General features: G+C 42.2%; 25 protein-coding genes. 8 read left to right on the plus strand and 17 right to left on the minus strand.

Annotated features, from left to right (window positions below; translation table 11 throughout):
* Window positions 1–4 precede the first annotated feature (4 nt).
* Window positions 5–367 (plus strand): hypothetical protein, encoded by a 363-nt coding sequence (locus ACOQOE_RS13950; protein WP_067866364.1) that lies wholly within the window; start codon window positions 5–7, stop codon window positions 365–367.
* 13 nt (window positions 368–380) lie between these two features.
* Here the strand turns inward: ACOQOE_RS13950 and ACOQOE_RS13955 are convergent, their stop codons facing one another.
* The 3 genes from ACOQOE_RS13955 to ACOQOE_RS13965 form a co-directional block, all read right to left on the minus strand.
* Entirely contained in the window at window positions 381–1994 is a 1614-nt protein-coding gene (locus ACOQOE_RS13955) for a tetratricopeptide repeat protein (protein ID WP_082792399.1), read from the minus strand.
* 122 nt (window positions 1995–2116) lie between these two features.
* Window positions 2117–3343, minus strand: a complete 1227-nt coding sequence (locus ACOQOE_RS13960) for an argininosuccinate synthase (protein WP_067866368.1) — start codon at window positions 3341–3343, stop codon at window positions 2117–2119.
* Window positions 3344–3502: 159 nt separating this feature from the next.
* A complete protein-coding gene (locus ACOQOE_RS13965; protein WP_420554298.1) occupies window positions 3503–4360 on the minus strand; it encodes a flagellar protein MotY in 858 nt (285 codons plus the stop codon).
* A gap of 184 nt (window positions 4361–4544) precedes the next feature.
* Between ACOQOE_RS13965 and rnt the strand changes: the two genes are divergently transcribed.
* On the plus strand, window positions 4545–5171 hold the full coding sequence (gene rnt, locus ACOQOE_RS13970; protein ID WP_067866445.1) for a ribonuclease T: 627 nt from the start codon (window positions 4545–4547) through the stop codon (window positions 5169–5171).
* A gap of 84 nt (window positions 5172–5255) precedes the next feature.
* Here the strand turns inward: rnt and ACOQOE_RS13975 are convergent, their stop codons facing one another.
* Window positions 5256–5858: a peroxiredoxin gene (locus tag ACOQOE_RS13975; RefSeq protein ID WP_067866372.1), complete on the minus strand. Its 603-nt coding sequence runs from the start codon at window positions 5856–5858 to the stop codon at window positions 5256–5258.
* Between the two features lie 90 nt (window positions 5859–5948).
* Window positions 5949–6287: a Grx4 family monothiol glutaredoxin gene (grxD, locus tag ACOQOE_RS13980; protein ID WP_067866374.1), complete on the minus strand. Its 339-nt coding sequence runs from the start codon at window positions 6285–6287 to the stop codon at window positions 5949–5951.
* 281 nt (window positions 6288–6568) lie between these two features.
* Between grxD and ACOQOE_RS13985 the strand changes: the two genes are divergently transcribed.
* The 4 genes from ACOQOE_RS13985 to ACOQOE_RS14000 all read left to right on the plus strand — a co-directional run bounded on the left by ACOQOE_RS13985 (window position 6569) and on the right by ACOQOE_RS14000 (window position 11330).
* Window positions 6569–7804: an aspartate aminotransferase family protein gene (locus ACOQOE_RS13985; protein ID WP_067866376.1), complete on the plus strand. Its 1236-nt coding sequence runs from the start codon at window positions 6569–6571 to the stop codon at window positions 7802–7804.
* Window positions 7804–8709, plus strand: coding sequence for an ornithine carbamoyltransferase (gene argF / locus ACOQOE_RS13990; protein WP_067866379.1), 906 nt, complete (start codon window positions 7804–7806; stop codon window positions 8707–8709). Before ACOQOE_RS13985 ends, argF begins: the two co-directional genes overlap by 1 nt.
* Before the next feature lie 105 nt (window positions 8710–8814).
* Window positions 8815–9729 (plus strand): LysR family transcriptional regulator, encoded by a 915-nt coding sequence (locus ACOQOE_RS13995; protein ID WP_420554299.1) that lies wholly within the window; start codon window positions 8815–8817, stop codon window positions 9727–9729.
* Between the two features lie 245 nt (window positions 9730–9974).
* Window positions 9975–11330, plus strand: a complete 1356-nt coding sequence (locus tag ACOQOE_RS14000) for a class II 3-deoxy-7-phosphoheptulonate synthase (protein WP_067866382.1) — start codon at window positions 9975–9977, stop codon at window positions 11328–11330.
* A 68-nt stretch (window positions 11331–11398) separates the two neighbouring features.
* On the opposite strand, the gene ACOQOE_RS14005 is transcribed toward ACOQOE_RS14000, so the two are convergent.
* The 7 genes from ACOQOE_RS14005 to ACOQOE_RS14035 all read right to left on the minus strand — a co-directional run bounded on the left by ACOQOE_RS14005 (window position 11399) and on the right by ACOQOE_RS14035 (window position 18108).
* Entirely contained in the window at window positions 11399–11803 is a 405-nt protein-coding gene (locus ACOQOE_RS14005; RefSeq protein ID WP_067866384.1) for a CBS domain-containing protein, read from the minus strand.
* Window positions 11800–12150 (minus strand): P-II family nitrogen regulator, encoded by a 351-nt coding sequence (locus ACOQOE_RS14010; RefSeq protein WP_067866386.1) that lies wholly within the window; start codon window positions 12148–12150, stop codon window positions 11800–11802. Before ACOQOE_RS14010 ends, ACOQOE_RS14005 begins: the two co-directional genes overlap by 4 nt.
* A 20-nt stretch (window positions 12151–12170) precedes the next feature.
* The gene (locus tag ACOQOE_RS14015) at window positions 12171–12950 is read right to left on the minus strand and encodes a DUF1538 domain-containing protein (RefSeq protein WP_420554300.1); all 780 of its coding nucleotides are present in this window, start codon (window positions 12948–12950) and stop codon (window positions 12171–12173) included.
* Complete coding sequence (locus tag ACOQOE_RS14020) at window positions 12950–13651, minus strand: DUF1538 domain-containing protein (protein ID WP_067866446.1); 702 nt, start codon at window positions 13649–13651, stop codon at window positions 12950–12952. The genes ACOQOE_RS14015 and ACOQOE_RS14020 overlap by 1 nt, the downstream gene beginning before the upstream one ends.
* A gap of 166 nt (window positions 13652–13817) precedes the next feature.
* Window positions 13818–14984, minus strand: a complete 1167-nt coding sequence (locus ACOQOE_RS14025; RefSeq protein WP_420554301.1) for a hypothetical protein — start codon at window positions 14982–14984, stop codon at window positions 13818–13820.
* Between the two features lie 503 nt (window positions 14985–15487).
* On the minus strand, window positions 15488–16762 hold the full coding sequence (locus ACOQOE_RS14030; protein WP_067866392.1) for a surface lipoprotein assembly modifier: 1275 nt from the start codon (window positions 16760–16762) through the stop codon (window positions 15488–15490).
* Window positions 16763–16923: 161 nt separating this feature from the next.
* On the minus strand, window positions 16924–18108 hold the full coding sequence (locus tag ACOQOE_RS14035) for a transferrin-binding protein-like solute binding protein (protein WP_067866394.1): 1185 nt from the start codon (window positions 18106–18108) through the stop codon (window positions 16924–16926).
* Between the two features lie 397 nt (window positions 18109–18505).
* Here ACOQOE_RS14035 and ACOQOE_RS14040 point away from each other — a divergent pair, with 397 nt between their 5' ends.
* Entirely contained in the window at window positions 18506–19138 is a 633-nt protein-coding gene (locus tag ACOQOE_RS14040) for a transglutaminase-like cysteine peptidase (RefSeq protein WP_420554302.1), read from the plus strand.
* Window positions 19139–19198: 60 nt separating this feature from the next.
* A complete protein-coding gene (locus ACOQOE_RS14045) occupies window positions 19199–21226 on the plus strand; it encodes an HD domain-containing phosphohydrolase (RefSeq protein WP_420554303.1) in 2028 nt (675 codons plus the stop codon).
* Between the two features lie 24 nt (window positions 21227–21250).
* Here the strand turns inward: ACOQOE_RS14045 and ACOQOE_RS14050 are convergent, their stop codons facing one another.
* From ACOQOE_RS14050 to apbC, 5 genes are all read right to left on the minus strand, one after another.
* Entirely contained in the window at window positions 21251–22057 is an 807-nt protein-coding gene (locus ACOQOE_RS14050) for a hypothetical protein (RefSeq protein WP_420554304.1), read from the minus strand.
* 271 nt (window positions 22058–22328) lie between these two features.
* Entirely contained in the window at window positions 22329–22973 is a 645-nt protein-coding gene (locus ACOQOE_RS14055; protein ID WP_067866403.1) for a hypothetical protein, read from the minus strand.
* 18 nt (window positions 22974–22991) lie between these two features.
* A complete protein-coding gene (gene dcd / locus ACOQOE_RS14060; RefSeq protein WP_067866405.1) occupies window positions 22992–23558 on the minus strand; it encodes a dCTP deaminase in 567 nt (188 codons plus the stop codon).
* Window positions 23559–23709: 151 nt separating this feature from the next.
* Window positions 23710–23889: a hypothetical protein gene (locus tag ACOQOE_RS14065; RefSeq protein ID WP_067866407.1), complete on the minus strand. Its 180-nt coding sequence runs from the start codon at window positions 23887–23889 to the stop codon at window positions 23710–23712.
* A gap of 159 nt (window positions 23890–24048) precedes the next feature.
* Window positions 24049–25140, minus strand: a complete 1092-nt coding sequence (gene apbC, locus ACOQOE_RS14070) for an iron-sulfur cluster carrier protein ApbC (protein ID WP_067866448.1) — start codon at window positions 25138–25140, stop codon at window positions 24049–24051.
* Between the last annotated feature and the right edge of the window lie 136 nt (window positions 25141–25276).

The following is a 25276-nucleotide window of genomic DNA, read 5'->3' on the forward strand; positions in this document are numbered from 1 at the left end:
CAATATGTTATACGCCATACGCAATGAAGAAGGACGCATTATCAGCCTTTCTGAAACCTTTCAAACAGGAGCAGAAGCGGTCGATATAAAAAACAAAGAGGTTCTAGCATTCCTCTCGATCAATGATAACGAATTTTCTGCGGAAGAATTCTTAGAGCAATCCGATGCGGCAGTATCTCGTATCTTCGAAGATCTAATTGATGTGCTTGTCGATAAAAACATCATTATGTTTACCGACCTCCCTCCTATGGCGCAGAAAAAGCTCTTAAGCCGAAAACTCGCTCGAAACCTTAATAGACAAGAAAGCGATTCGGAGACCCAAACATCAACATCATTTTTAATTGTAGATGACGATGAAACCATTTAACGTTTAGCCTTGATCAAAGCTCCTGACTCAGAGGGTCGTTACGAGGCATCTCTTCGGGCTGAACCAGCAAATTATATTGCTCCACAAAGCGCTTAAACAGAACCTTATAACGCTGCTGTTGTTTCGTGGGCAGCGCGCCAAAATTAACCGTTGAAAGTACATCGCGCACAGAAAGCAAAATCCAAATAGCACTCTCGCCTCTTTTCGCTTTTTCAATACCCGCTTGCACAAGGTTAAGTGCTATACCTGTATGACTAGGGAGCAGCTCATGGGCACGGCCGAACATTTGGAATGCCCTATCTAAATCTCCACTTCTAAAACTCGTCATTGCGGCATAATTAGCTTTACCCCACTCCATTTCAATCATTTTTCTAGTCAATTCTTTACGACGCTTTTTCACCTCGTCATCAAAACCTGTATCACTAGCGGTATCAACCATGACATCTAGCCACTTGCACTGACTATCTAAATCCATTCTTAAATAGAAATTCCACGTTTGTTGCAACATCTGCTGTAAACGAGAAGCATCAGACTCCATTCGGAAAAAATCACAGTTAATCAATTTTGCTCGAAACATTACCTCTTGATTATCAGGGTGGTCCAGCACAACATCCTCAAGGATTCTTATAACATCATCTTCTATCTCAGCTAAGCGCTGAGTATTTGCTTGAATAAGTGCCCGAACAAGCCCAAAGTAATATTTAGGCGACTGAAAAATTGAATAACGGGCATAACGTACCGCTTGCTGGTATGCCCCTTTAGCTATCTCCCACTCCTCAGTCTGACTAGCAAGTTCAGCTAGCTCCCCTTGCAACGAAGGCACAGTCGGTTGCAGCATCACTGCTTTTCGCATCAACGCGACAGCCAATTCAAGCTCCCCCCTAATCTGATGGGTTCGAGCCAACCATGTATAAGCCTCGACGCAAATATACTGCTGATTCACCACATTATTTAACGATGATAATGCATCTGAATATTCACCTAAATTAAAATAAGCAATCCCTTTCCCAACCTCAGCCCAAGGTAAGGACCGCTTCTCAGTCAACATCAAAAACAGTGCCTTTGCTTGACTAAAACGTCGCATACGAATCAGAGCAATTCCCGTAATACGCTGTAGCACAACATTTAAACCAGGGTAGTGTTTTGCCAGTATTTCAGATTTTTCTATCACCTCATCAAAATGCTCCTCATCCAACAATTGCTCTATTGGTTTAATGGCATCTTTTATTCGTAATAACTTTTCTAAACGTTGACGTATCTTAGCCTGATCAAAAGGTTTAGAAAGGTAGGTATCTGGAGAGTTTTCTAAAGAACCAAAGAGAAGCTCTGCGTCTTTAGGATCAACAATAAGGAAGTACGCACTCGATGATGGGAAAATATATTCAGCATTGGCCTCATGTAACAACTGAAGACCATTTTTTTCGCCTTTCCCCATATCGTAGGCAGCAAAACAGAGGTCATAGGAAAACTCCCTCATTAAACTAAGCGCCATATTCACCGACGAAGCTACCTGAATCTGTCCCACACCTATACGACTCAGGATTTGTCGCAGCGTCCCAAGGTCTTCAAGCTTACTGTCTACAATGAGAGCCGACTTTCCTGAGTAATTAATTTCCATAGGCGTCATAAAGATTACGTATCAGCAAAAGTAGCATATAAATCAGGATATTATCAAAGTTTAAGCGACTCTCTGGACAATAAAAAACCCCGCAGGACTAGTACGGGGTTTTTAAAAGGGTAAGTAACAACTTAATCTTCTAAAAGATTACGTCCTTTACTCGCTGCAATACGCATACGTAGTGCATTCAGTTTAATAAAGCCTGCCGCATCTTTCTGATCGTAAGAGCCTGCATCGTCTTCAAATGTTGCTATACTTTCATCAAAAAGACTGTCATCAGAACGACGACCAACGACCTCAACAGCTCCCTTGTAAAGTTTAACGCGTACATCACCGTTAACGACACGCTGAGAGTAATCAATAAGCTGCTGCATCATTTTACGCTCTTCTGACCACCAGAAGCCGTTATAAATAGTTTTAGCATACTTAGGCATCAATTCATCTTTAAGATGAGCCGCTTCACGATCCAAAGTAATAGACTCAATCGCACGATGCGCTTTCATCATGATGGTACCGCCCGGCGTTTCATAACAGCCGCGAGATTTCATGCCAACAAAACGGTTTTCAACAATATCTAAACGCCCAACACCATTCTCGCCACCTACTTTGTTCAGGTATTCAAGAACCGTAGCTGGACTCATTGCCTCACCGTTAATGGCAACAATATCACCTTTCTCATAGGTCAACTCAAGGTAAGTCGCCTGATCTGGAGCATTCTCAGGAGATACAGACCAACGCCACATCTCTTCTTCAGCTTCAGCCCAAGGGTCTTCTAAGATACCACCTTCATAAGAGATATGAAGAAGGTTAGCATCCATAGAGTAAGGGGACTTTTTCTTGCTTTTCGCGTAATCAACTTCAATATTGTGCGTTTCACAATAATTCATCAAAGATTCACGGGAATTCAAATCCCATTCACGCCAAGGGGCAATCACATGAACGCCAGGTTTAAGCGCATAAGCACCTAACTCAAAACGAACCTGATCGTTACCTTTACCTGTAGCACCATGAGAGATAGCATCTGCACCCGTTTCATTCGCAATTTCAATCAAACGTTTTGCGATTAACGGACGTGCTATAGACGTACCTAATAAGTACTCGCCCTCATAAATCGTATTAGCACGGAACATAGGGAATACAAAATCACGTACAAACTCTTCACGCAGATCTTCAATATAGATCTCTTTAACACCTAGCGCTTCGGCTTTAGCACGTGCAGGCTCAACCTCTTCACCCTGACCTAAATCAGCAGTAAAGGTAACAACTTCTGCGTTGTACTCATCTTGTAACCAACGAACAATTACGGACGTGTCTAATCCACCGGAATAGGCCAGAACGACCTTTTTGATCTCGGACATTCTCAAGCTCCAACTTGCGAACAGTTTCAGCCGAGAAGTCGACTGAAAGGGATGATTCAAATTTAGCGCGCTAGTATAGCAGAAACTATGCTGGTAACGAAACGGCTCGAAAGCAACAACTACAACTCAAACCAATAGAATCACAACAAACAGGCCGCTTTAATCTCGCTCTAAACGAATTGTCACACGACGATTTCGATCACGATTCGCCTTAGTGTTATTTTCAACAACGGGATAACGCTCACCATGATAACGGGTCGTAATCGCATTCGGATCCAAACCTAAACTAATAAGATAAGCGGTCACCTCTTCCGCTCGACGTTTAGACATATCACGATTCATTAAACGGCGCCCCATACTATCTGAGTGCCCATCAACATAAATCGCTTTTACGCTATCATCATTTTTCACATAAAGTGCAATCATATCCAAACGTTCGCGCGAAGCGTCGGACAACCGCCACTGAGAAGAAGGAAACAAAATAGCAGTACGCGCAACTTGGCGGTAATTAACAGGGAGCAGCCCTTCGGTACACCCTACATAATCAGAATAAGCAGATTGAAAATTTACAGCAGATACAGAGACACGGAGCGACTCCTCTGTGCCATACCACTGATTAGAAGTAAACGTAGGCATCATTCCCTTATAAAGCGCTGCTAACATATTTTTTGCATGCACTGGCTTGACATTCAGATAGCCGGTGCCCTCTTCAGCCTTCAGAGAGCCAATAAAACGAGGGGCAATTCCAGGCTGCCAAGGTGATGCTTCTGCAACGAGCTTCGCCCCATCTTCAAAATGTACATTTTCAGTAGGCTTGAGGATAAAGCGCACCGATTCACCGGCCTCATGTTCAAATACAGCACTACCAAACGAGGGAATAAGCTGACTTAGACGACAACTGAATTTTGAAGCTTCAAGGTCCCATTTCGCATCATCAATCGAGCTGCGAAATGTGATAGCCTGCACAGAATAAGCAGACAAAAAAATGATCAATGGAATAATTAAACGAACAAACACAGAATAAACCGCCTAGGAAATTCAATAAACACAACAACACCTACTTCTTTTCGGCCAAAACATCATTATCTTGAGGAGGTAATTGGAGTGACTTCAATTACACTGTTAGAATAACCTCTGATTAAACGGAAACCTCGCCAAGTAAGGGCAGCACTTGAATAACCTTCATGATACAAAACATCCCATGGCAAACCGCTTCCGCGGATTTTTACCTGTTGTTATAGACGTCGAGACAGCAGGTTTTAATGCCCGCACTGATGCGCTACTAGAAATTGCCGCAGTAACACTCACAATGGATGAAAATGGCTTTTTAATTATAGACCAAAGCTTTGAAGCTCAAGTTGATCCCTTTGAAGGCGCTAACATTGAGCAATCTGCACTTGATTTCACAGGCATAGATCCTTTTGATCCAAATCGGGAAGCCGTTCCCGAACGCGAAGCACTTGAAGAAATATTCAAAGCCGTTCGCAAATCGATCAAAGTTCATGACTGTAAACGTGCCGTATTAGTCGGCCATAATGCTTCTTTTGATCAAGGCTTTGTCAATGCCGCGTCTAATCGTGCCGATATCAAACGCAATCCATTCCATCCATTCTCTACATTCGACACAGCCACACTAGGCGGACTAGCCTTTGGCCAGACAGTATTAGCTAGAGCTTGCCAAGTTGCGGGGATAGATTTCGATGGAAAACAAGCCCATTCTGCACTCTATGACACAACCAAAACTGCCGAGCTTTTTTGCATTATTGTCAACCGCTGGAAAGAGCTAGGCGGATGGGACATGGTCGATAACTATGATGATTACGAATAACCACCATCACGTATAAATCCCCCCCTTTTACTATCAAACACAAAAAAACCCGCAATAGCGGGTTTTTTTATAAAAGCGCTAAAATTACAGCTTATCGCCTTCTTCGGAAAGATAAGAAGCAACACCTTCAGGAGATGCAACCATACCTTTATCACCTTGATTCCAGCCCGCTGGACAAACTTCACCATGCTCCTGGTGGAACGCAAGCGCATCAACCATACGTAGCATTTCATCAACGTTACGGCCAAGTGGCAGGTCGTTCACTACTTGATGACGAACTAAACCATCTTCATCAATCAAGAAAGAACCACGGAAAGCCATACCACCAGCAGATTCAACATCATAGTCCTTGCAGATACTATGCGTCATATCAGCAACCAATGTGTAGTTAACAGGCCCAATACCGCCTTCGTTAACCGGCGTATTACGCCAAGCATTATGTGAGAAATGAGAATCAATAGAAACACCGATCACTTCTACATTACGCTTTTTAAACTCTTCGATACGGTGATCGAAAGCCAATAGCTCAGAAGGACAAACAAAAGTAAAATCAAGCGGATAGAAGAAAACAACCGCTTTTTTGCCTTTGATAGCTTCAGACAGTGTATAAGAATCAACAATCTCACCGTTACCTAGTACAGCTGCTGTGGTGAAATCAGGTGCCTGCTTACCTACAAGTACGCCCATTGTAATAAATCTCCATTAAATGATATCTAGCGTTAGGGATAATATGATAGAAAAGATGCCCTTAAAATCAAGCGCATCCTTCTTCAAAATTTATTCTGCATCCGTTGCTTCTGAATTTGCTGCCGATTCTTTGATTAAGGTTTCAAGCTCACCGCTTTCTGCCATCTCACAAATAATATCGCAACCACCAATTAACTCACCTTTAATCCACAACTGTGGGAAGGTTGGCCAATTAGCATACTTTGGCAACTCTGCACGAATCTCTTGGTTTTCCAAAATATTGACAAAGGCAAAACGTTCGCCACAAGCCATTACTGCTTCAGAAGCACGAGATGAAAAGCCACACTGAGGGAAACGAGGCGTCCCTTTCATGTAAAGCAGAATATCATTACTCTCAAGCTGTTCTTTAATGGTATCTATTACACTCATTCGTACACCTATATTCTTTACTAATTCTGAAAACATTTCTCACGGATATTGTGGCGAACAATATACCATATATCCGACCATCTTACTCTGATAATGTACATTTGCATTTCTTAATTAGGTCGATAAATAATTTCTATCATTATCAACTACCGAAGTCCCCTCTCTAAAAAATTACTGACTTTATTGATACAAAATCTTGCCAAAGCGATCAAAGCTGCCTATTATTCGTCCTTTAGATTGGCAGCCTTGGCTGCCTTTTTGCGTTGTAGGGAAATATAAACATGGCTGTAGAATCTATCATGACTACCTACAACCGGTTGTCCGTAGCGTTCGAGCGCGGAGAAGGCAGCTGGTTGTTTGATATAAACGGTAATAAATACCTAGATGCATTAAGCGGTATCGCTGTATGTGGCTTAGGCCATGCACACCCAGCTGTTACACATGCCATATCAGAACAAGCAGGCAAACTTCTTCATACATCAAATTTATATACCATTCCCAATCAGCAGCAATTGGCAGAACGCCTAACCCAAATTTCGGGTATGGAAAATGTTTTTTTCGGCAACTCTGGTGCCGAAGCCAACGAAGCTGCGATAAAAATTGCTCGCCGCTACGGCCACACAGTTCGAAACATTGACAACCCTGCCATTATCGTTATGGAAAACGCATTCCACGGCCGCACCATGGCTACATTAAGTGCTACAGGTAATCGCTCAGCCCAAGCGGGTTTCGAGCCTCTCGTTAGTGGTTTTGTACGCGCCCCTTACGATGATATTGACGCCATCAAAACCATTGCAACAAACAATCCAAATATCGTTGCGGTTCTAGTAGAGCCGATCCAGGGCGAATCAGGTATTCATATACCTGCAGATGATTACCTCAACCAAATTCGTACCATCTGCGACGAAAATAACTGGCTAATGATGCTCGACGAAGTACAAAGCGGTAATGGCCGTTCGGGTAAATATTTCGCCTATCAACACAATAATATTCTGCCGGATGTTGTCACAACAGCCAAAGGCTTAGGCAATGGCGTACCTATTGGCGCTTGTTTAGCGCGCGGTGTAGCCGCTACTATTCTCTCTCCTGGTACTCATGGCTCAACCTATGGTGGTAACCCGCTTGCATGTGCCGCTGCACTTGCTGTCGTGAACACTATTATGAATGAGAATTTATGTGACCGCGCAGAAAAATTAGGCAATAAAATTGCTGAGGGTTTCCGCAGCGAAATCGGTACAGCCGAGTACGTTAAAGAGATCCGCAACAAAGGCATGCTTATCGCGATAGAACTCACCGACGGTGGTAGCGAACTGGCAGTCTTAGCAAAAGTGAAAGGAATTCTATTGAATATTACTGGCGGCGGGAAAGTCGTAAGGATGCTCCCTCCTCTAACAATGACCGACAGCGAAGCTGAACTTTTGGTCAACACGCTTTCACAAATTATTAGGATTTATGCGGCTGATGAACGCAGCTCAAATGATCTCCCAGAAGCACCCAATGGCGACCGCAGAGTATAATGACTATTAGACACTTTTTAACACTAAATGACCTAAGCTCAACTGAACTAGGCCGCCTGATCCGACGCGCAAGCGAACTCAAGGCAATTAGGAATCGCGGCGAAGTCTATGAGCCACTAAAAAGCAAAGTAATGTCGATGATCTTCGAAAAGTCATCGACTCGTACCCGTGTTTCTTTTGAAGCAGGTATGGCGCAATTTGGTGGCCACGCAATGTTTTTATCCCCGCGGGATACACAGTTAGGCCGCGGCGAACCAATTAGCGATAGTGCCAAAGTTATATCTAGCATGGTTGATGTGGTCATGATTAGAACATTTAGCCACCAGCTGGTTGAAGACTTTGCCGCCAACTCATCTGTACCGGTTATTAACGCACTGACCGATGAATACCACCCCTGCCAACTGCTTGCAGATATGCAAACTTACTTTGAACATCGCGGTGAGATTCAAGGAAAAACCGTGACTTGGATCGGTGATGGCAACAACATGTGCCACTCCTATATTAATGCGGCAAAACAATTCGATTTCAAACTTAATATTGCCTGCCCAGAAGGGTTTGATCCAAATATGGAGCTGGTTGAGGAAAATAAAGAACGTGTATTTATTACACGCTCTCCTCAAGAAGCAGTTACAGGCAGCGACCTGATCGTCACCGACGTATGGGCCTCCATGGGTCAAGAAGAGGAACAAAAGGAACGAGAAAAGAAATTTTCTGGTTTTCAAGTTTCTCCAGCACTGATGGACCATGCGAATAAAGATGCTTTATTTATGCACTGCCTTCCAGCTCACCGCGGCGAAGAAATTAGTATCGATATGATGGATGATCCTCGTTCGGTCGTATTCGATGAAGCTGAGAATAGACTGCATGCGCAAAAAGCATTATTAGAGTTTCTACTTGTCAAATAAAGCAAGGTAACCACAGTAATTTTCTGGGTTACCTGCTCTTCTTGCTCCAACGTACTATACTGCGTATATTCCGATTATAGGATCACCCACTAGAGAGACGAGCAAATGGTTGAACTTCGACATCTAAAAACACTGTCCGCTTTACGCGACGCCGGTAGTCTTGTCGAAGCAGCAGATCGAGTTCACCTCACTCAATCAGCCCTATCTCATCAGATTAAAGACTTAGAAGATCGTCTTAACTGCTCTCTTTTTATTCGTAAAACAAAACCTATTTGTTTTACCAGCGCAGGCCAACGCCTACTGACACTAGCCGATGAAATACTGCCCATGATTCGCAATACAGAACGCGATATTGCACGTCTTGCTGGCGGTGAAGCGGGCAGACTCAATTTATGTATAGAATGTCATAGTTGTTTTGACTGGCTAATGCCAACCATTGACCATTTCCGTCAGCACTGGCCTGAAATTGAGCTTGACCTCTCAAGTGGATTTAGCTTTCAACCCTTACCCGCACTCGCACGTGGCGATTTAGATCTAGTTATTACATCCGATCCAGAACCCCGTAATGGTATTACTTACATCCCTCTGTTTACCTACGAATCTCGATTAGCGATAAGTAAACAACACCGTTTAATGGCAAGACGCTTTATCCATCCAGAAGACTTAGCGCAAGAAACCCTTATTACCTACCCAGTAGAACACCAGCGACTGGATATTTTTAATCACTTTCTAGATGAAGCAGATGTAGAGCCACAAACCATAAGAACTGCTGAGCTGACTATTATGATGCTTCAGCTAGTGGCAAGCGGTCGCGGTGTAGCTGCTCTACCAAACTGGGCACTGCATGAGTATATTCAACGGGAATATATTGCCTCCAAACCTCTAGGCGAAAAAGGCATATGGTGCACCCTTTATGCAGCGATTCGCGACGACCAAAAAGATGCAGAATTTATGGTCGACTTCCTTAATACAGCAAAAGATATCTCTTTCCGTAATTTAACGGGTATTAAGACCGCTTAATAAATGATATAAATAATTAATCAACATTTAACAAGATAAGTATTTAAACGTGAATCGTAGCAATATGGATGCAGTAACCCTGCAGTCAAACTACATTACCTGCCCCGCTTTTTTTCTATACTCCTATTTTATTTAGGTCTGTAGACTTCGTGCTATCTGCACAAAATTTACAGGCCGCCTCCGTTCCTCTTTTCAAATAATCTTTATTTTTTAGCTTTAAACTAGAACACTCTAGGATGCAGAAAATGACCACACAAATATGGACACCGACTAGTTGGAGAGATAAACCTATTCTTCAACAGCCTGAATACACTGACCAAAAGGCTTTAATGGATGCCGAAGCAACATTAAGCAAAATGCCACCCTTGGTATTTGCCGGCGAAATAAACCAACTAAAAAAAGAGCTAGCTAACGTTGCTCAAGGCAAAGCTTTTCTTCTCCAAGGAGGGGACTGTGCTGAAAGCTTTAACGAATTTAGCGCCGATAAGATTCGCGATACCTTCAAGGTCCTTATGCAGATGGCCATTGTCATGACCTTTTCGGCAAGCAGCCCTATAGTAAAAATAGGTCGAATTGCTGGCCAGTACGCTAAACCTCGCTCCAGCGATATGGAAAGCAACAAAGGCATTGAATTACCTAGTTATCGCGGCGATATCATTAACGGTATTGAGTTTACGGAAAGCGCCCGACAGGCGGACCCTGAACGTTTAATAACTGCTTACCACCAAGCCGCATCGACGCTTAATCTGCTAAGAGCTTTCTCTAGTGGTGGCTTTGCCGACCTCCATCAAGTGCATGCATGGAATCAGAGTTTTATTAGTAACAGTCCACTGACAGATAAATACCAAAACCTAGCAGACCAAATTGATCAATCTATTCGTTTTATGGAGGCTTGTGGTATCAATTCATCCAACACGCCCCAGCTCCATGAAACGGCACTTTATACCTCTCACGAAGCGCTGCTACTGAGTTATGAGCAAGCTTTAACTCGAACAGATAGCCTAACAGGTGATTGGTATGACTGCTCAGCACATATGCTTTGGATTGGCGACAGAACACGTCAACCCGATCACGCCCATGTGGAGTTTTTACGAGGCGTCAAAAATCCCATTGGGATTAAAGTAGGGCCAAGTACAAAAGTTGACGACTTAGAGCAGCTGTTAAATATTTTGAATCCGGAAAACGAAGCTGGACGTATTACACTAATTGCTCGAATGGGAGCCGATAAAATCACTGAGTATCTGCCTAGACTTGTTCGCGCTGTCAAACAGAGCGGCCATCAAGTGATATGGAGTTCAGATCCTATGCATGGTAATACGATCAAAGCCTCCAGTGGCTATAAAACACGTAGTGTTGACGCCATTCTTAAAGAGGTCAAAGGATTCTTCGAAGTACACCGAGCGGAAGGCACCCATGCGGGCGGCGTTCATTTCGAAATGACAGGGCAAAATGTAACAGAATGCATAGGTGGCGCTTACATGATTAGCGAGCAAGGCCTAGCTGATCGCTACCACACTCATTGCGACCCCCGTCTTAATGGAGAACAAGCTTTAGAACTTGCTTATCTAATTGCCGATACACTAAAAGCCGCTCGACGGTAAGCAACCCATCACTCTAAATTAAAAAGCCTGCTCATGCAGGCTTTTCTATGTAAAGAAATCGACTGTATTTAAACGCCCAACACACCCTTTAAAACGATACCACTATAACTCACAACACCTAAGACCTTACCATCCTTAATAACAGGTGCATGCGCCAAACCAAAGTTCTCAAACAAACGTGAGCAATAACGAATATCCATTTCGGGATCCACGGAAACGACCGGCTTCGCCATTACTTCATAAACGTTGACTCGCTCTGGTGAACGATCTTTAGCTACAACATTCTTGGCCACATCAGATAAAAGTAACAGCCCATATTCGTCATCTGGGTTTCGCTTATTAATGATAAGCACTTCAGAATTTTGTTGCTGAAATACACTTAAAGCATCCTGCACAGTAATTAAACCATCAATGATAGCAAACTCATCCGTCATTACATCGCGGACACGGACTACTTTCTTTTCTACTTTCATAGCTCATCCTCAACGATATTCGACAGCTCTTTCACTTGATGAGCAATCCCTACTGCATCCTCTATATCAACTTGTATTGCTATTCCACGACCAGGATGCTCTTCAAACTCCGCAACGTTAGAAATTGTTTCTAGAATCTTCCGACTTAAATGCTCTTCAACAATAAAGAGTACAACATCACGCTGAGATACAAGCGTTAATCCTAAAAACGTTTTAGGCTGATTTACACCTTCTCCGCGAGCATTATTAATGACAGTAGCGCCTGTAGCACCCGCTTCGCGCGCAGCTTCCATAATCGCCTCAGTTTTTGAATCTTCTACAAAAACCACTAATAACTTGAAATGCATAACCGCCCCTTCGACTACTATTAGTCCGTTATCTTGCTACGTTTAGTACGTAGTTCTGCAATTTGCGCATATGCCATAACCGTTATTATCGGAAACAAACTAGCAAATGCAATCAAGCCAAAACCATCTATTAAAGCACTACGTCCCGGCACCGTTTCAGCCAATCCTAAGCCTAACGCAGCGACTAACGGAACAGTGACCGTTGATGTTGTAACCCCACCAGAATCATATGCCAACGGCACGATCATTTTAGGGGCAAAAAATGTTTGAATAACAACAATGATATAGCCAGCAATAATAAACCAGTAGATCGGGTACCCTGTAACTATACGCCAAGCACCTAAAGAGATTCCTATAGCAACCCCTATAGCAACCGCAATTCGAAGCCCCCAAACACCTATAGAGCCCCCCGAAACCTCATTCGCCTTCATAGCTACAGCAATAAGAGAGGGTTCGGCGATTGTTGTACTAGCACCTATAGCAAAAGCAAATATATACACCCAAAAATAATCATACCAATGAAGCCCCATATCAGAAGGATCACTCCAAGCACGAATAAAATCAGGATCGGTTAACTGCTCAGCCATTAAACGGCCAATAGGGAACAACGCTTTTTCTAGTCCTAACAAAAATAGTGCAAGGCCCAGCACTACATAAACAAAACCAACTAACACCTTTCGAAGGTTGGCTATACGCCGTCTGATCACACCAAACTGAAAACCAAAAAGAATAACCACAATGGGCATTACATCTTTTATGGTAGCAAGTGTAATATCAGAAAATTGCTCCCAAAATCCCATTACATCAACATTCCATAGGCCATTACAAAAATCATAGGAGAAAGCGAAGCAAAGGCAATCAACCCAAAGCCATCGATCATCGGATTACGTCCCTTTATAGAAGAAGCCAATCCAACCCCCAGTGCCGTCACTAAAGGCACCGTAATAGTTGAGGTAGTGACGCCACCCGAATCATACGCTATTCCAATTATTTCTTTAGGCGCAAAACAAGTCATAATCACCACTACAAGATAACCACCAATAATCATATATTGAATTGACCACCCTTTAAGAATACGAAGCACCCCCAAAACAATGGCAAACCCAACAGAAAAAGCAACGGTGTATCTAAGACCGGACGCATATTCAAGTTGAGCTTGAGGCTCCATAGCGATCATACCACCAGCTGCAGCCACCTGAGCCGCTTCAGCCGCGACCGCAATTAATGCAGGTTCAGCTACAGTCGTTCCCACACCTAGAGCAAACGCAAAAAGTAATAACCAAAAAAGGCTCCCTTTTCTTGTAAACTCATACGCCATACTCCCTCCAATAGGAAAGAGCCCCATTTCTAAGCCATAAATAAAAAAAGTAAGGCCAGCAACGACACACAAAAAGCCAACAAGAAGGTTAAAAAAATCAGGAATCGGCTGCTGTAAAACAACAAGCTGAAAAAACGCAATGACAAGTACAATCGGCGCCAAATCACGCAAACTCCCCAGCATTGATCGACCTAATGCAAACACACCCGCTTTCAATACAGTCCGCTCTCTATCAGTAAAGAAATAAGTTATAACAGAAAGGTGAGCGTTTTAGTCCACCCCGACAAAAAATACAGAAAAAAAAACCAAGGCAATTGCCTTGGTTTTTTATACCAAAAAGATACAGAGCCTAACGAGACACAGGAGAAGTAATCGCGTCATTAACACCCGCAAACAGCGTCTCATGCTGTAAGTCAGTGTATTCATTTGTAGACTTAACAATATCAACCATACCGACTACAGATTGAGCATTACCACCAAACACTGCACCATTAACTGTACCTGTTACGACTCCATCCACCGCACTCAAGTTACCTGAATTCGCCATAAAGTTAATACCATCAACCGTACCATTAGTAACAGCAAAAGCAACCTGACCTACAACATTGGTAGCTGTTGTACGAACAAGGCCATCACCTTGAACATCGCCATTATTCCAAGCACCATTCCATGTATTATTGCCAAAATCGATGGATGCCGCGAACGTACCTCCATGCATGGTAATACCGCTATAAGAAGCGATGACACCATTAGAACCAGTATAATCATTTAACTGATCCAAAGAGGTTGTAATACCCGCCCAAACAGCGCCATTAGCATTATCAAAACCAGATGGGGATAGAGTACTGCTAGACCAAGTACCCTCTGCAACACCTAATAAAGGAAAGAAGTTTGAGAAAAACACATCAGAATAACTGTTACCTTCCAGTTTAGCTAAGCCACCCCAGCCATAACCAAAAGTACCTGTAGCCTCATCAACCACTAGCTCATAGCCTTCATTGCCTTGTACATCAAAGGAACCGGCAATACGAGGAAACAACACTCTTTTCCAAAGAGGGCGATCCGCATCCGCTTCATAAATATCGGCTGTAAAAGTACCTACATCACCAACAGCAAATCTTGGCGGTACAGGACGTCTACTTCGTTCACCTTGAGACGTAGGGGCCGAATTTTGTGAATAGCTAGATTCTCGAATGGTAACAAACCCACAGATTGCACCGGCTTCGCATAGCGCAATATCTACTGGATCTACTGGATCTACTGGTACATCAAATCCAGGTTCATTTTGTCCATTACGACCAGTCTCACCTTGACCTACACCAGCAAATGCTAATCCTAAGGCTGCTGTGTTAACTTCACCACCTGCCGCAGTTGCAAAATTTTGCGCCCACTTGCCCCAAGACCTTACAGAATCCTCTTCTTTATCAGAAGAACCTGTATTAGCCGAAACCGACAACGCTGAAGTTAAAAGAATTGAAGCTATTGATACAGAAACTAGATTTCGCTTAAACATCATTATATCCCTTATTTTAATGAGCGACCCAGCTCCTAATGTTGAAACATAGGCGGGTAAAAGTATCTTATATGTTCATATTTTATACATATAAACTCTGGTTGTAATTGTACCAAGGTACAGGTGGCACTCTATTTGACGATAAAAACCCTCATCGCCAACAATAGGGCATTCAAACAAACTCGGCTTTAATTAGGTTTTAGATTCACAACTACTTGTTACTAAAAAAACTACCAGAAATAGCAGTATTTAAGGTACATGGCTCTGAAAAACTACCGAGCATGAAACTACAAAATTAAAACAGAATACTATAATAAAGAATCGACTCTTTTGACTTAATCAGCCCAAATCTCTATTTTTCTGCATCGAAAACGAATTTAAAAGAATCCACCCTGATAATTCAACACCCAACTAAACCTACATAAATTGTAGTTGAACAATCTATTTTATCCAATAAAAAAGGCCTCTAAAAAGAGGCCTTTATTACTAGATACTGTATTTAGAAATTAGAACTTTTTAGCCAAATTAATTGATAACTGATTACGATCATATTCATACAACTCAACATTAGAATCAGCTTCTACTCTCATCCATACAGCAGACAACTCTAATTCGTTAGCAAAAGTATGTTTACCACCGATAATAAGCTGAATCTGCTCATCATCCCTAACTTTACCAACACCTGTTACAATACCTTTAAAATCAGACTCATTGTAAGATACTCGGCTAAATAAGCTCGTCATAGGCTGAACTTGCCAATTCACACCAGCAAACACTTCCCAACCATTGTTAGAAAATTCAGCTTCGTTAGCATCATTTTCAAAACTTTCAAGCCCAGCCTGAACACCAATAGTATTATTTCTATACCCTTTACCTAGTGCTATGCCAACAGAGTAATAATCAGAGTCACGGCCTTGATCGCTAGCTTCCTGAAAATTACGATCTGTAAACTCAGCATCAACCGTCAATTCTGTACTGCTATCAAATGACCATGTCATAGATGGCTGAAGACCAATATAATTAGCAAGATCATTTCCTCCCAAACGGATATGATCCACCTGCAGTGCAACATTACCTCGCCATTTTTTATTGGTAATAACCGCAGGTCCTGTACGTAGTGACAACACATCTAAATCAAAATCATCTTCAGTATCATATCCACGATGATAAACAGATGCCCCACTCTGCCAAAACAGCATACCCGTGCTCTGTCCTAAACGGAGCGTTTTACCCGTACGATAACTATGATCATAACTACCGCTAACCACTAAAGCATTATCACTAACTGGCGAACCACCTGTAATAGTAAATGGCGTCCCATTAACATTAACAACTGAGCCCGAAGGGCCTACATTTACGTTGCTATCAAACAACACACCCGCTGACAAATTAAACTTATGGTCATGCTGTGGATTTAACTGCTCTTCATCTCTTTTCAACTGAGCTAAGAATGCCAATATAGATACGCGCACGCTCGCTGGTGTTTGAGGATCATCTAAAACTTCTTGCGCTTGCTCTTCAGCTTCTCGGTACTGCAATGTCTGCATATAAGCCACAGCCAATTCCAAACGAGCACGATGTAATGATGGCTGATTACTAAGGATAGTTTGAAATGATTCTATAGCACTATAAGGAGCTCCTTTTTCACGCTCCTCCATTCCTTGTTTGAAAAACTGCTCTGGATCAAACTGCTCTGCTGCGCTTTCTTCTGCCATGACAGAATTCGCCATCATTGACAATAAAACACCAGACAGCACAGAAACCCCGCTGTAATTCCTCATTTTTAAACTCCCCGTCCTTTATATGCACGCTATTTATTAGAGACTAGCGTTATTAACTGCGAGTATAACTACTGAGTATATTTCACACAACAAAAAAGGCACTTTAATAAAGTGCCTTTTAGTCGAACAGCTCTACATAACCCCTTTAACTAAATACCCTTTTATTGAGGTACTTGAAGGTCTGCACTAAAAGTTGTTACATGAACAGCATCAACGTACCCTGCAATATTTTCAGAAACGATGCTAGGCTGAGCGACAGTTTGTGTTTTCACTATATCAGCAACACCACCAATTTCACCTGCATTGTCGCCAAAAAAGCTAGCATTCACAGTTCCTGAGACTGTACCCTCCAAGGCACTTAATGCATTAGAGTCCGCATTTAAATTAATACCATTTATTGTACCCCCATCTATGCTGAAACCAACCTGCCCCACGACAGTAGTGCCATTTTCACTGGCATACGCCATAACATGACCTTCTAGCCCTCCATTAAAAGAGCCACCCAAAGTTTGATTGGAGAAATTAACACTCAGCTGTACACCTGCTCCCCAAGCACTATGCCCTCGATACTCAGCGACTAGGTCACCACTAAGTTCAGAAAAGCTATTCATGGTATCCAACTTAACCTGTAGAGCAATTAAGTCATCCAGTGTAGATGTAATACCAAGCACAAAACTACCTAAAAAAGTCTGAGCACCTCCACCTTCTTGACCGCCAGTGCTAGAAAACCAAAGCCCATGGGACAAATTACTACCTTCCAAGCCTCCTAAATGTCCATAATCCAACCGCATATATGGAGCAAAGCGTCCCTGACAATTACCTAAGCACCTGATAGATGTATCAGTTAATCCATCTAATCTTAAATTATCATCATCGTAACCATAATGAGCGACCATAGAACCTAGCCACATACGTTCATCAAGTGGCAAAGATGATAGATCAACGTACCGGCTATCACCGCCATTCGGTGCAACAGTAAATCCTAGCGCATCGTAACGCCTTATTCTTTGCTCACTCTCGGTATAACCTTCCATTGAAAAACCCGCCACAACAGGTGTCAAACTGGATACCCCTCTCCGAACAAAAAATCCACTGGAACGATGGCCTTGTCTGTCTGGGACCCTTGCATTACCTTCAGAACCAGACATAAGAGGATAGTAAGTCGCATAACCACAAGGCATTCCAGGCTGACAGCCATTCACTAATGGATCACCTCCCCCTAGACCTTCTATTTCTGGATCAAAAAACACATATTCAGGCCCTGCACCACCTGCTAAAAGCAAAGGATTTATAGCTACTTCAGGCCCTGCGGCTGTTGTTACCGGCATAGTCCATGTTACCGGCATATCCCAAGGCCCCCACTCATGAACAGAGCCTTGTTCCTCTCCTTACTGCTGATCTGCAAAAACAGAAGGTAGACTAACGCTGCTCAAGCAATTCTTTTGAAGTCCATGGCACACCTCCTTAAAGAGCTGCAATATCCAACTCCTTAATCTATCTTTTTCTTTCAATTAAAGAGTAGCTCTTAACAGCAAAGAAGGTATAAAAAAATACCCGAAAATAAATTGTATTTGTTGCATCTTATTAGTACATTTCAGGACTATCTGTGCAGCCCGTAAAAACAACCAAAACGATATAAACCTCCGCACTTATTGGTTACGCCATATAGTTTTAAATATGAACAGTGGAATTTCTGGCCTAGTTAGATATGCTCATAAAATCTATATATTGAGATCGCTGCCAATGAGAGCATCCTATCCACTCCTAATAATAGGAGTCATTTTATTAATCCCATTAACATGGTCATCCGCAACCTATGCAGGCCTTTTTGGTTCACAAGAACTACCACAGCGCTCATTAAGTGAGCTACCCGATTGGCTCAGCTACATGGAACGGCACTTAAGAGAAGATACGCCAGAACAAATATGCAGAGAATTAGGCTTATGTAATTTAAAGCCTTGGTATAATTTTCTTAATAGCATTAAAGGGCTTCCGAAAAGGCAGCAACTCGAACGGGTAAATCAATATGCAAACCGCCAACCTTATATTCAAGATATTGATAATTACGGAAAAGAAGATTACTGGGCGGTGGTAAGAGAGTTTCTATCGCGTAGTGGCGATTGCGAAGACTATTCATTAACTAAATTTTTCTCCTTACGACTATTAGGCTTCAGCAACGACGAGCTACGTATAGTGGTATTGCAAGACACCAACTTACGCATTGGTCACGCGGTGTTAGCCGTAAAGTACGGTGGTGATGAATTAATTCTAGATAATCAAAGCCGACAAGTTATTTCCCACCGCAACATTAAACATTACACCCCTCTATATACAGTTAATGAAAAGCGCTGGTGGCTGCATATGCCTGTTTACTGAGATTACTGCTAATATCTAGCTAGAATAAAATAATTTACTCACACACTTTGGATTATCAGCATGAAACGTATTTTAACCACTGGCTTTATCAGCCTCACACTTATCTTTATGATATGTATGTTGTTAATCAACCGTTTCACTGAAAATCAACAAACCCAGAGTATTCAACATTGGCAAACAACTTTATCAGCGCTCGCTGATAATCAAAGTTTAAGCGCAACAAGGTGGATGTTTTCTACAGAAGCCCCTCTAAAAGAGATTGCAGATAATAATTCCGTTCGGCTATACCTTCAACGATTAACAGGTAAAACATCAGCCGAACAAGAGAAAACCGCACAAATTGATTACCTTAGAAACCTTATTATCGCAGCCGCTAACCGTGAAGGTTATACTGATAAAACAAGAAGCAGTGTAAACGCCAATCTTCGAGTGATAGCCAATAGCTCTCTTGCTCTATATGACGCTAATTTAAAACCCATTGCTGGCACCCCTGGCTTAGCACCTATCAATAAAGAGATTCATGACACCATTAAATCCAGCTTATCAGTGGACACAGTCGCTGCCACCCACATATGGATGAATGAAAATCAAACAAGTCAGATCGCTTTTGTCAGCGCTATCACAGGGCTTCCGCAATTTGGCGCTGAAGGTAAGATCATTGGCTATTTGGTAGGGATAAAAAATGCTGAAAAAGAACTCTACAGCTTGCTCCGTAATTATAGTGTCGAACTACAATCCCTAGAATCTGCACTACTACAGAAAAAAGACGAAGGCTTAGTTTACGCGAGCCCTCTACGCCAAGACAAAAGCTCCGCATTGGCAAAAGTAATTCCAATGAATGGGCAAAGTGCAGCAGCGCTTGCCTTCAATGCACCTGGACAATTCATTCAGGCGAAAGATTATCGTGGCATAGATGTATTAGCGGTTAGCCGGAATATTGCCAGCACAAACCTTAAACTCATTATTAAGGTAGACCGTAACGATGCCCTAGGGCAAAGCGCAGAGGAACAAGCAAACCTACAAATGATGCTAGTGCTTGGCACACTCGCGCTTTTAGCGATGCTAGTCGCTGCGGGTTGGTACGGACACCTATTGAAGGAGCAGAAGTCAAACAAAGAGTTGCGAACCACCGCTCTAGCCTTAAAAGAAAAAACAAGCCTGCTTGATGCGATTAATAACAATGTGATCGATATGGTCATGATCGTTGATACTGATATTAACCTTGTATTTATCAACCATGCACTCGCCAGCAAAGTTTCAATCAACCCTGAGGATAGTGAAGGCAAAAATCTAAATTCCGTACTGGGGAGCCATTACGCTGAGCAACTATCCCCACTGATAAAAGAATGTTTTGAAAGCCAAAAAGATGGATCTTATAAAAAATCATTGGAGCTCCAAGGAACTCTCAGTACTTTTGTAATTAGCTTAGTGCCTATGCTCTACGGTGACACAGCATCGGTAATGCTCCACTTTCACGATATTACTTTAATTGAACAACACCAAAAGCGGCAAACTCAGCTACTTCGTCAAATCATGCAATCATTGATGAATGCGATTGACCTACATGATCCTTATTCAGCCAAGCATTCGCAAAAAACTGCCACAATAGCACTTGCAGTTGCTGATGCTATGGCACTCGAAGAAAATGACCGAGCCTCTCTTGAGATTGCAGCAAACCTTTGTAATTTAGGGAAACTATCCATCCCCCAGAGCCTGCTAACTAAAACAGAGCCTTTAACAGATCAAGAGAGAGATATTGTCCAAAATGAGGTCCAACATACCCGTGAAATACTCCAAAATATTGAATTTGATGGGCCGGTGTTAGAAACAATACTCCAGAAACATGAATACTTAGACGGTTCTGGCTCGAACGGAATATCTGGTGATGAGCTCTTGCTCAACTCGCGAATACTTACAACTGTAAACGATTTTGTCGCTATGATTAGTCCTAGAGCCTATAGAGATAGCTTACCGGTAGAAATGGCATTAGCGATCATTTTAAATGATGCAGGTAAGCGCTATGATCGCCAAGTAGTTGCATCTCTATTCCATGTGGCAGAAAACAAAATCGATTTCGATATACTATAAATCTACTTACTAAGTTCTTAATAATTAATGGATCGTCGGTGGGGCTTTAGGTGCATCAGGCACAATAATATGACCACTACTATCCAGCACCAACACTCCATGCTCAACGCCTAGCTCCAGCATCTGCTGGAGCAGCATCTGGGTTAAGTGGGCACTAATAATCAAACCTGCTGGAGGGTCACCATCAAACAGATCTTCATCCATTATATCTTCAGGCCTTAAACCAAGCAGCATTGGATTCTCAGCAACAAGCGGGGAGATATCTTCTGGTGCAAACACTGAATAACTAGATGATATATCAAGCGCCCGCTGATAAGGATCGAGGTCACGCGTACTTTGTTGCAATGAGTCTAGATAATCGGACTCTGCGGCAGAAAATATCTGAGACAGCTTACTCGCCCCTCCTATACTAATATTACGCTTTGCCGTTTCTGACTGGCTGTAATCAATATTAATCGGATACTGACTATCCTTTAGCAACTCTTCATCATCAACTAAAATATGCCCTTCATCATCAGTTTCCAGCCATTCACGATCGACAGCAACGGCCAGCAAGCCTTCTAAAGCTGCTGCTAAAATATTACTACAAACAATAATTCCAACGGAGGGGTTCTCACTCGCCTGTTTATTCATAATAAAATCACCAGCGCGGGCTGCGAGAAGTGTGGGATCCTGTTCTATTATCTCAGCTAACAGATCTGCTTCAAGAAAAAGCCTCTCATGGCATAAACGTTCGGCCGTTAAATAGGGCTCATTACAAGCCGTAGCCTGCATACGCGATATATATTCAACACGAACTTCTTCGAGTAAAGCTGTTAGCAATCCACTCATATAACGCCTAATTCCAAGAAAATGATAAAAATTTAAATTAAAAAGCTAAGGTTAATAAAACAATGGTCGATTGTTACTTAGGAAGCAACTAAAAAAAACAAGGAAGGGGAAACAAATGCGCACTTTATTTAAAGCAGGCGAAAAACAAACTGAAGATGAAGAAGGCAGCGTTTATATTCTCTCAGACAACTGAGAAACTAAGACGCAGAAGCTCATAACTAATGATCAAACTGCGTCCATACTTCACATTTACGGATAATCTCGAAACAGATTAATGTAACGTAATCCCTATGGGAGATGCATCCTGTTTAACTTCGTCAAAATAATCACGTAAGTCCACTAACTTAGTTAAACCATGATCTTCAGGTGATTTAGGTATTTCGAACCAATCTAATGCCCATACACGCGTCATCAGTTCATATTCACCTATCAATGCATCTAGATAGATCATAACCGCTTCTACCCTAGGATCCATATCCAAAACTTTTGGTGCATTTTCTAAATAGATCTCTAGATGCATACGATTATTTACAACATTTACGCGACACCAAAAATCATGAATTTCACAAAATTCATCACCAATATTCACCGATAAGGGAATAGGATCGTAGCGGTTATTAAACGCCTTAAATTCTATTCCGGTCAATTCTGGCGCTGCGCCTATTACACTTAACACAGAATGGATTGATTCGGGAAAACCATCACAACCAAAAACCATCTCTAAAGCCCCCTCTTCACCCTCATCGCTCTGAAAATGAAACGTCAGGTTGCTGTCAATCTTTTGTAATTGCTCACGGTATTGCTTTAGTAACGGCTCCGCCTCAAAACGATCATCACTCCTACTCGATAGAAGTTGCTCAATGGTTTCTTGGAGCTGGTCCCAAAATAAACTAATTTTTTCGTGCTTTAAAATCATTTATAGATACAGTCAAAGTTAAGTACGAGGAACCACAACACCAGTCTGACCCTGATACTTACCATCGCGATCTTTATAGGAGGTTTCACAAACCTCACTTCCCTGAAGAAACAGCATTTGAGCAACCCCTTCATTGGCATAAATTTTAGCAGGTAGCGGGGTGGTATTAGAAAACTCCAACGTTACATGACCTTCCCACTCAGGCTCTAATGGCGTGACATTAACAATAATACCGCAACGGGCATAAGTGCTTTTGCCTAAACAGATGGTTAATACATCACGAGGAATTTTGAAATATTCAACAGTACGCGCTAGCGCGAATGAATTTGGCGGGATAATACAGACATCCGACTGAACATCTACAAAACTGCCGTCATCAAAATCTTTAGGATCGACAATGGATGAGTTGATGTTGGTAAAAATTTTAAACTCATTCGCGCAACGTACATCATAGCCGTAACTAGATGTTCCATAAGAGACGATACGTGATCCATTAACCTCACGAACCTGACCCGGTTCAAAGGGTGAAATCATATCCTTCTCTTCCGCCATACGACGAATCCAACGATCAGCTTTAATGCCCATATTGGCCTATCCAGTAGTTAATAATTTTCTAGCCGCGCATTGTACCTTTTTTAATAGAGATGAACAAAGTTCAATCACACTAGCCACATATAAAAAACGACCCTTTAAGGGTCGTTTATTTTATTGATTAACAATATCTAATTAAATGAAATTAATTTAGCAGGTTAGCCGTCTTTTCATATTGATCAGCAAGCCAGAACTCTGCCGCTGTATTGCCTTCATCTCTCAAGCTATCAGCTTGTTTCCGAAGTTCCCTTGCCATATCACTACGGGAAGGTGCTGAAGGCTTTACCTGTATCTCTCTAATATCTGCTGTCTCTCTATAATCCATAACAACATCCCTCATTTATTTTTATATGATCCGTCTAATCGTCGAACTATCAGTGTAGACAATATTTTAGAGACCAACCAGATAACCTGGTTAATTTTTGATCTCAATCAAACTATAAACATTCGCAAAAAGCACCAACCTTAGCCTGTACGTAAAATATTAATCGTCAGAAACAACAATGGTAGGCACGGCAACATAGTTAGCATTTTTTGTAGCTAACCTAACTGCTAACTTACGTGCGACCTCCCGATATATTAACGCATAGTCGCACTCAGAATCAGCAGCTACGGTAGGTGTCCCTGAATCAACTTGCTGACGAATAGATAAGGCTAATGGTAATTGACCTAAGAGTTCCGTATCGTAGAGCTCTGCAATCTCTTTCCCCCCCCCATCGCCAAAGATCGCTTCAGTATGGCCACAGTTGCTGCATATATGAGTACTCATATTTTCAATGACCCCGAGTACATCAATATCGACTTTACGGAACATCTCTATCCCTTTTTTCGCATCCAGCAAAGCAATATCCTGCGGCGTTGTTACGATAACCGCCCCCGCAACCGGTACCTTTTGCGATAACGTCAACTGAATATCACCGGTGCCAGGTGGCATATCAATAAACAGGTAATCAAGATCATGCCAGCGTGTTTGCGTTAACAACTGCTGTAACGCACCTGCCGCCATTGGGCCTCGCCATACCATCGCCGTATTATCTTCGATTAGATAACTCATCGACATCGACTGTAAGCCATGCGCTTCAATAGGGTTAAAATGCTTCTCATCATGTTGAGAAGGGCGAACTCCCTCGTCTACACCGAGCATCATGCCTTGGCTTGGGCCATAAATATCAGCATCAAGAATACCTACTTTTGCACCCTCAGCAGCCATCGCCAGCGCTAAGTTAACCGCCGTGGTCGATTTACCAACACCCCCTTTACCTGAAGCGATGGCAATAACATTCTTAACACCTGACATCGAAGGAAGCTGGTTTTGCCCTTGATTGGAGGCAATCTGATGACTCAAGATCACCTCACATTCAGACACCTCATCCAAGGCCAACATTTTTTCACTGATGCGTTGTTTAAAAGTTGCTGCAACACCTTCACTTGGATAAACAAACTCAATGGCAATAACTAATTTACCAGAGGTTAGAGACACTTCTTTAACATGGTGCGCAGTAATAAGATCAGTCCCCATCAACGGATCATCAATTTCCGCTAACAAGTCAGTGACTTTAGATTCAATATTTGACACGGTTCTCTCCGCTTTCTGAGCTTTAGAATGTCGGTTAAAAAACTGTTTAAAAAAACTCATTATGACCTTCTAATTATATAGACTCACAGTATAACCCATAATAACCAAGCAGATTAGTAGGAATTACATAAAACTA

This window comes from Neptuniibacter marinus (assembly GCF_965223595.1).
GTDB lineage: Bacteria > Pseudomonadota > Gammaproteobacteria > Pseudomonadales > Balneatricaceae > Neptuniibacter > Neptuniibacter marinus.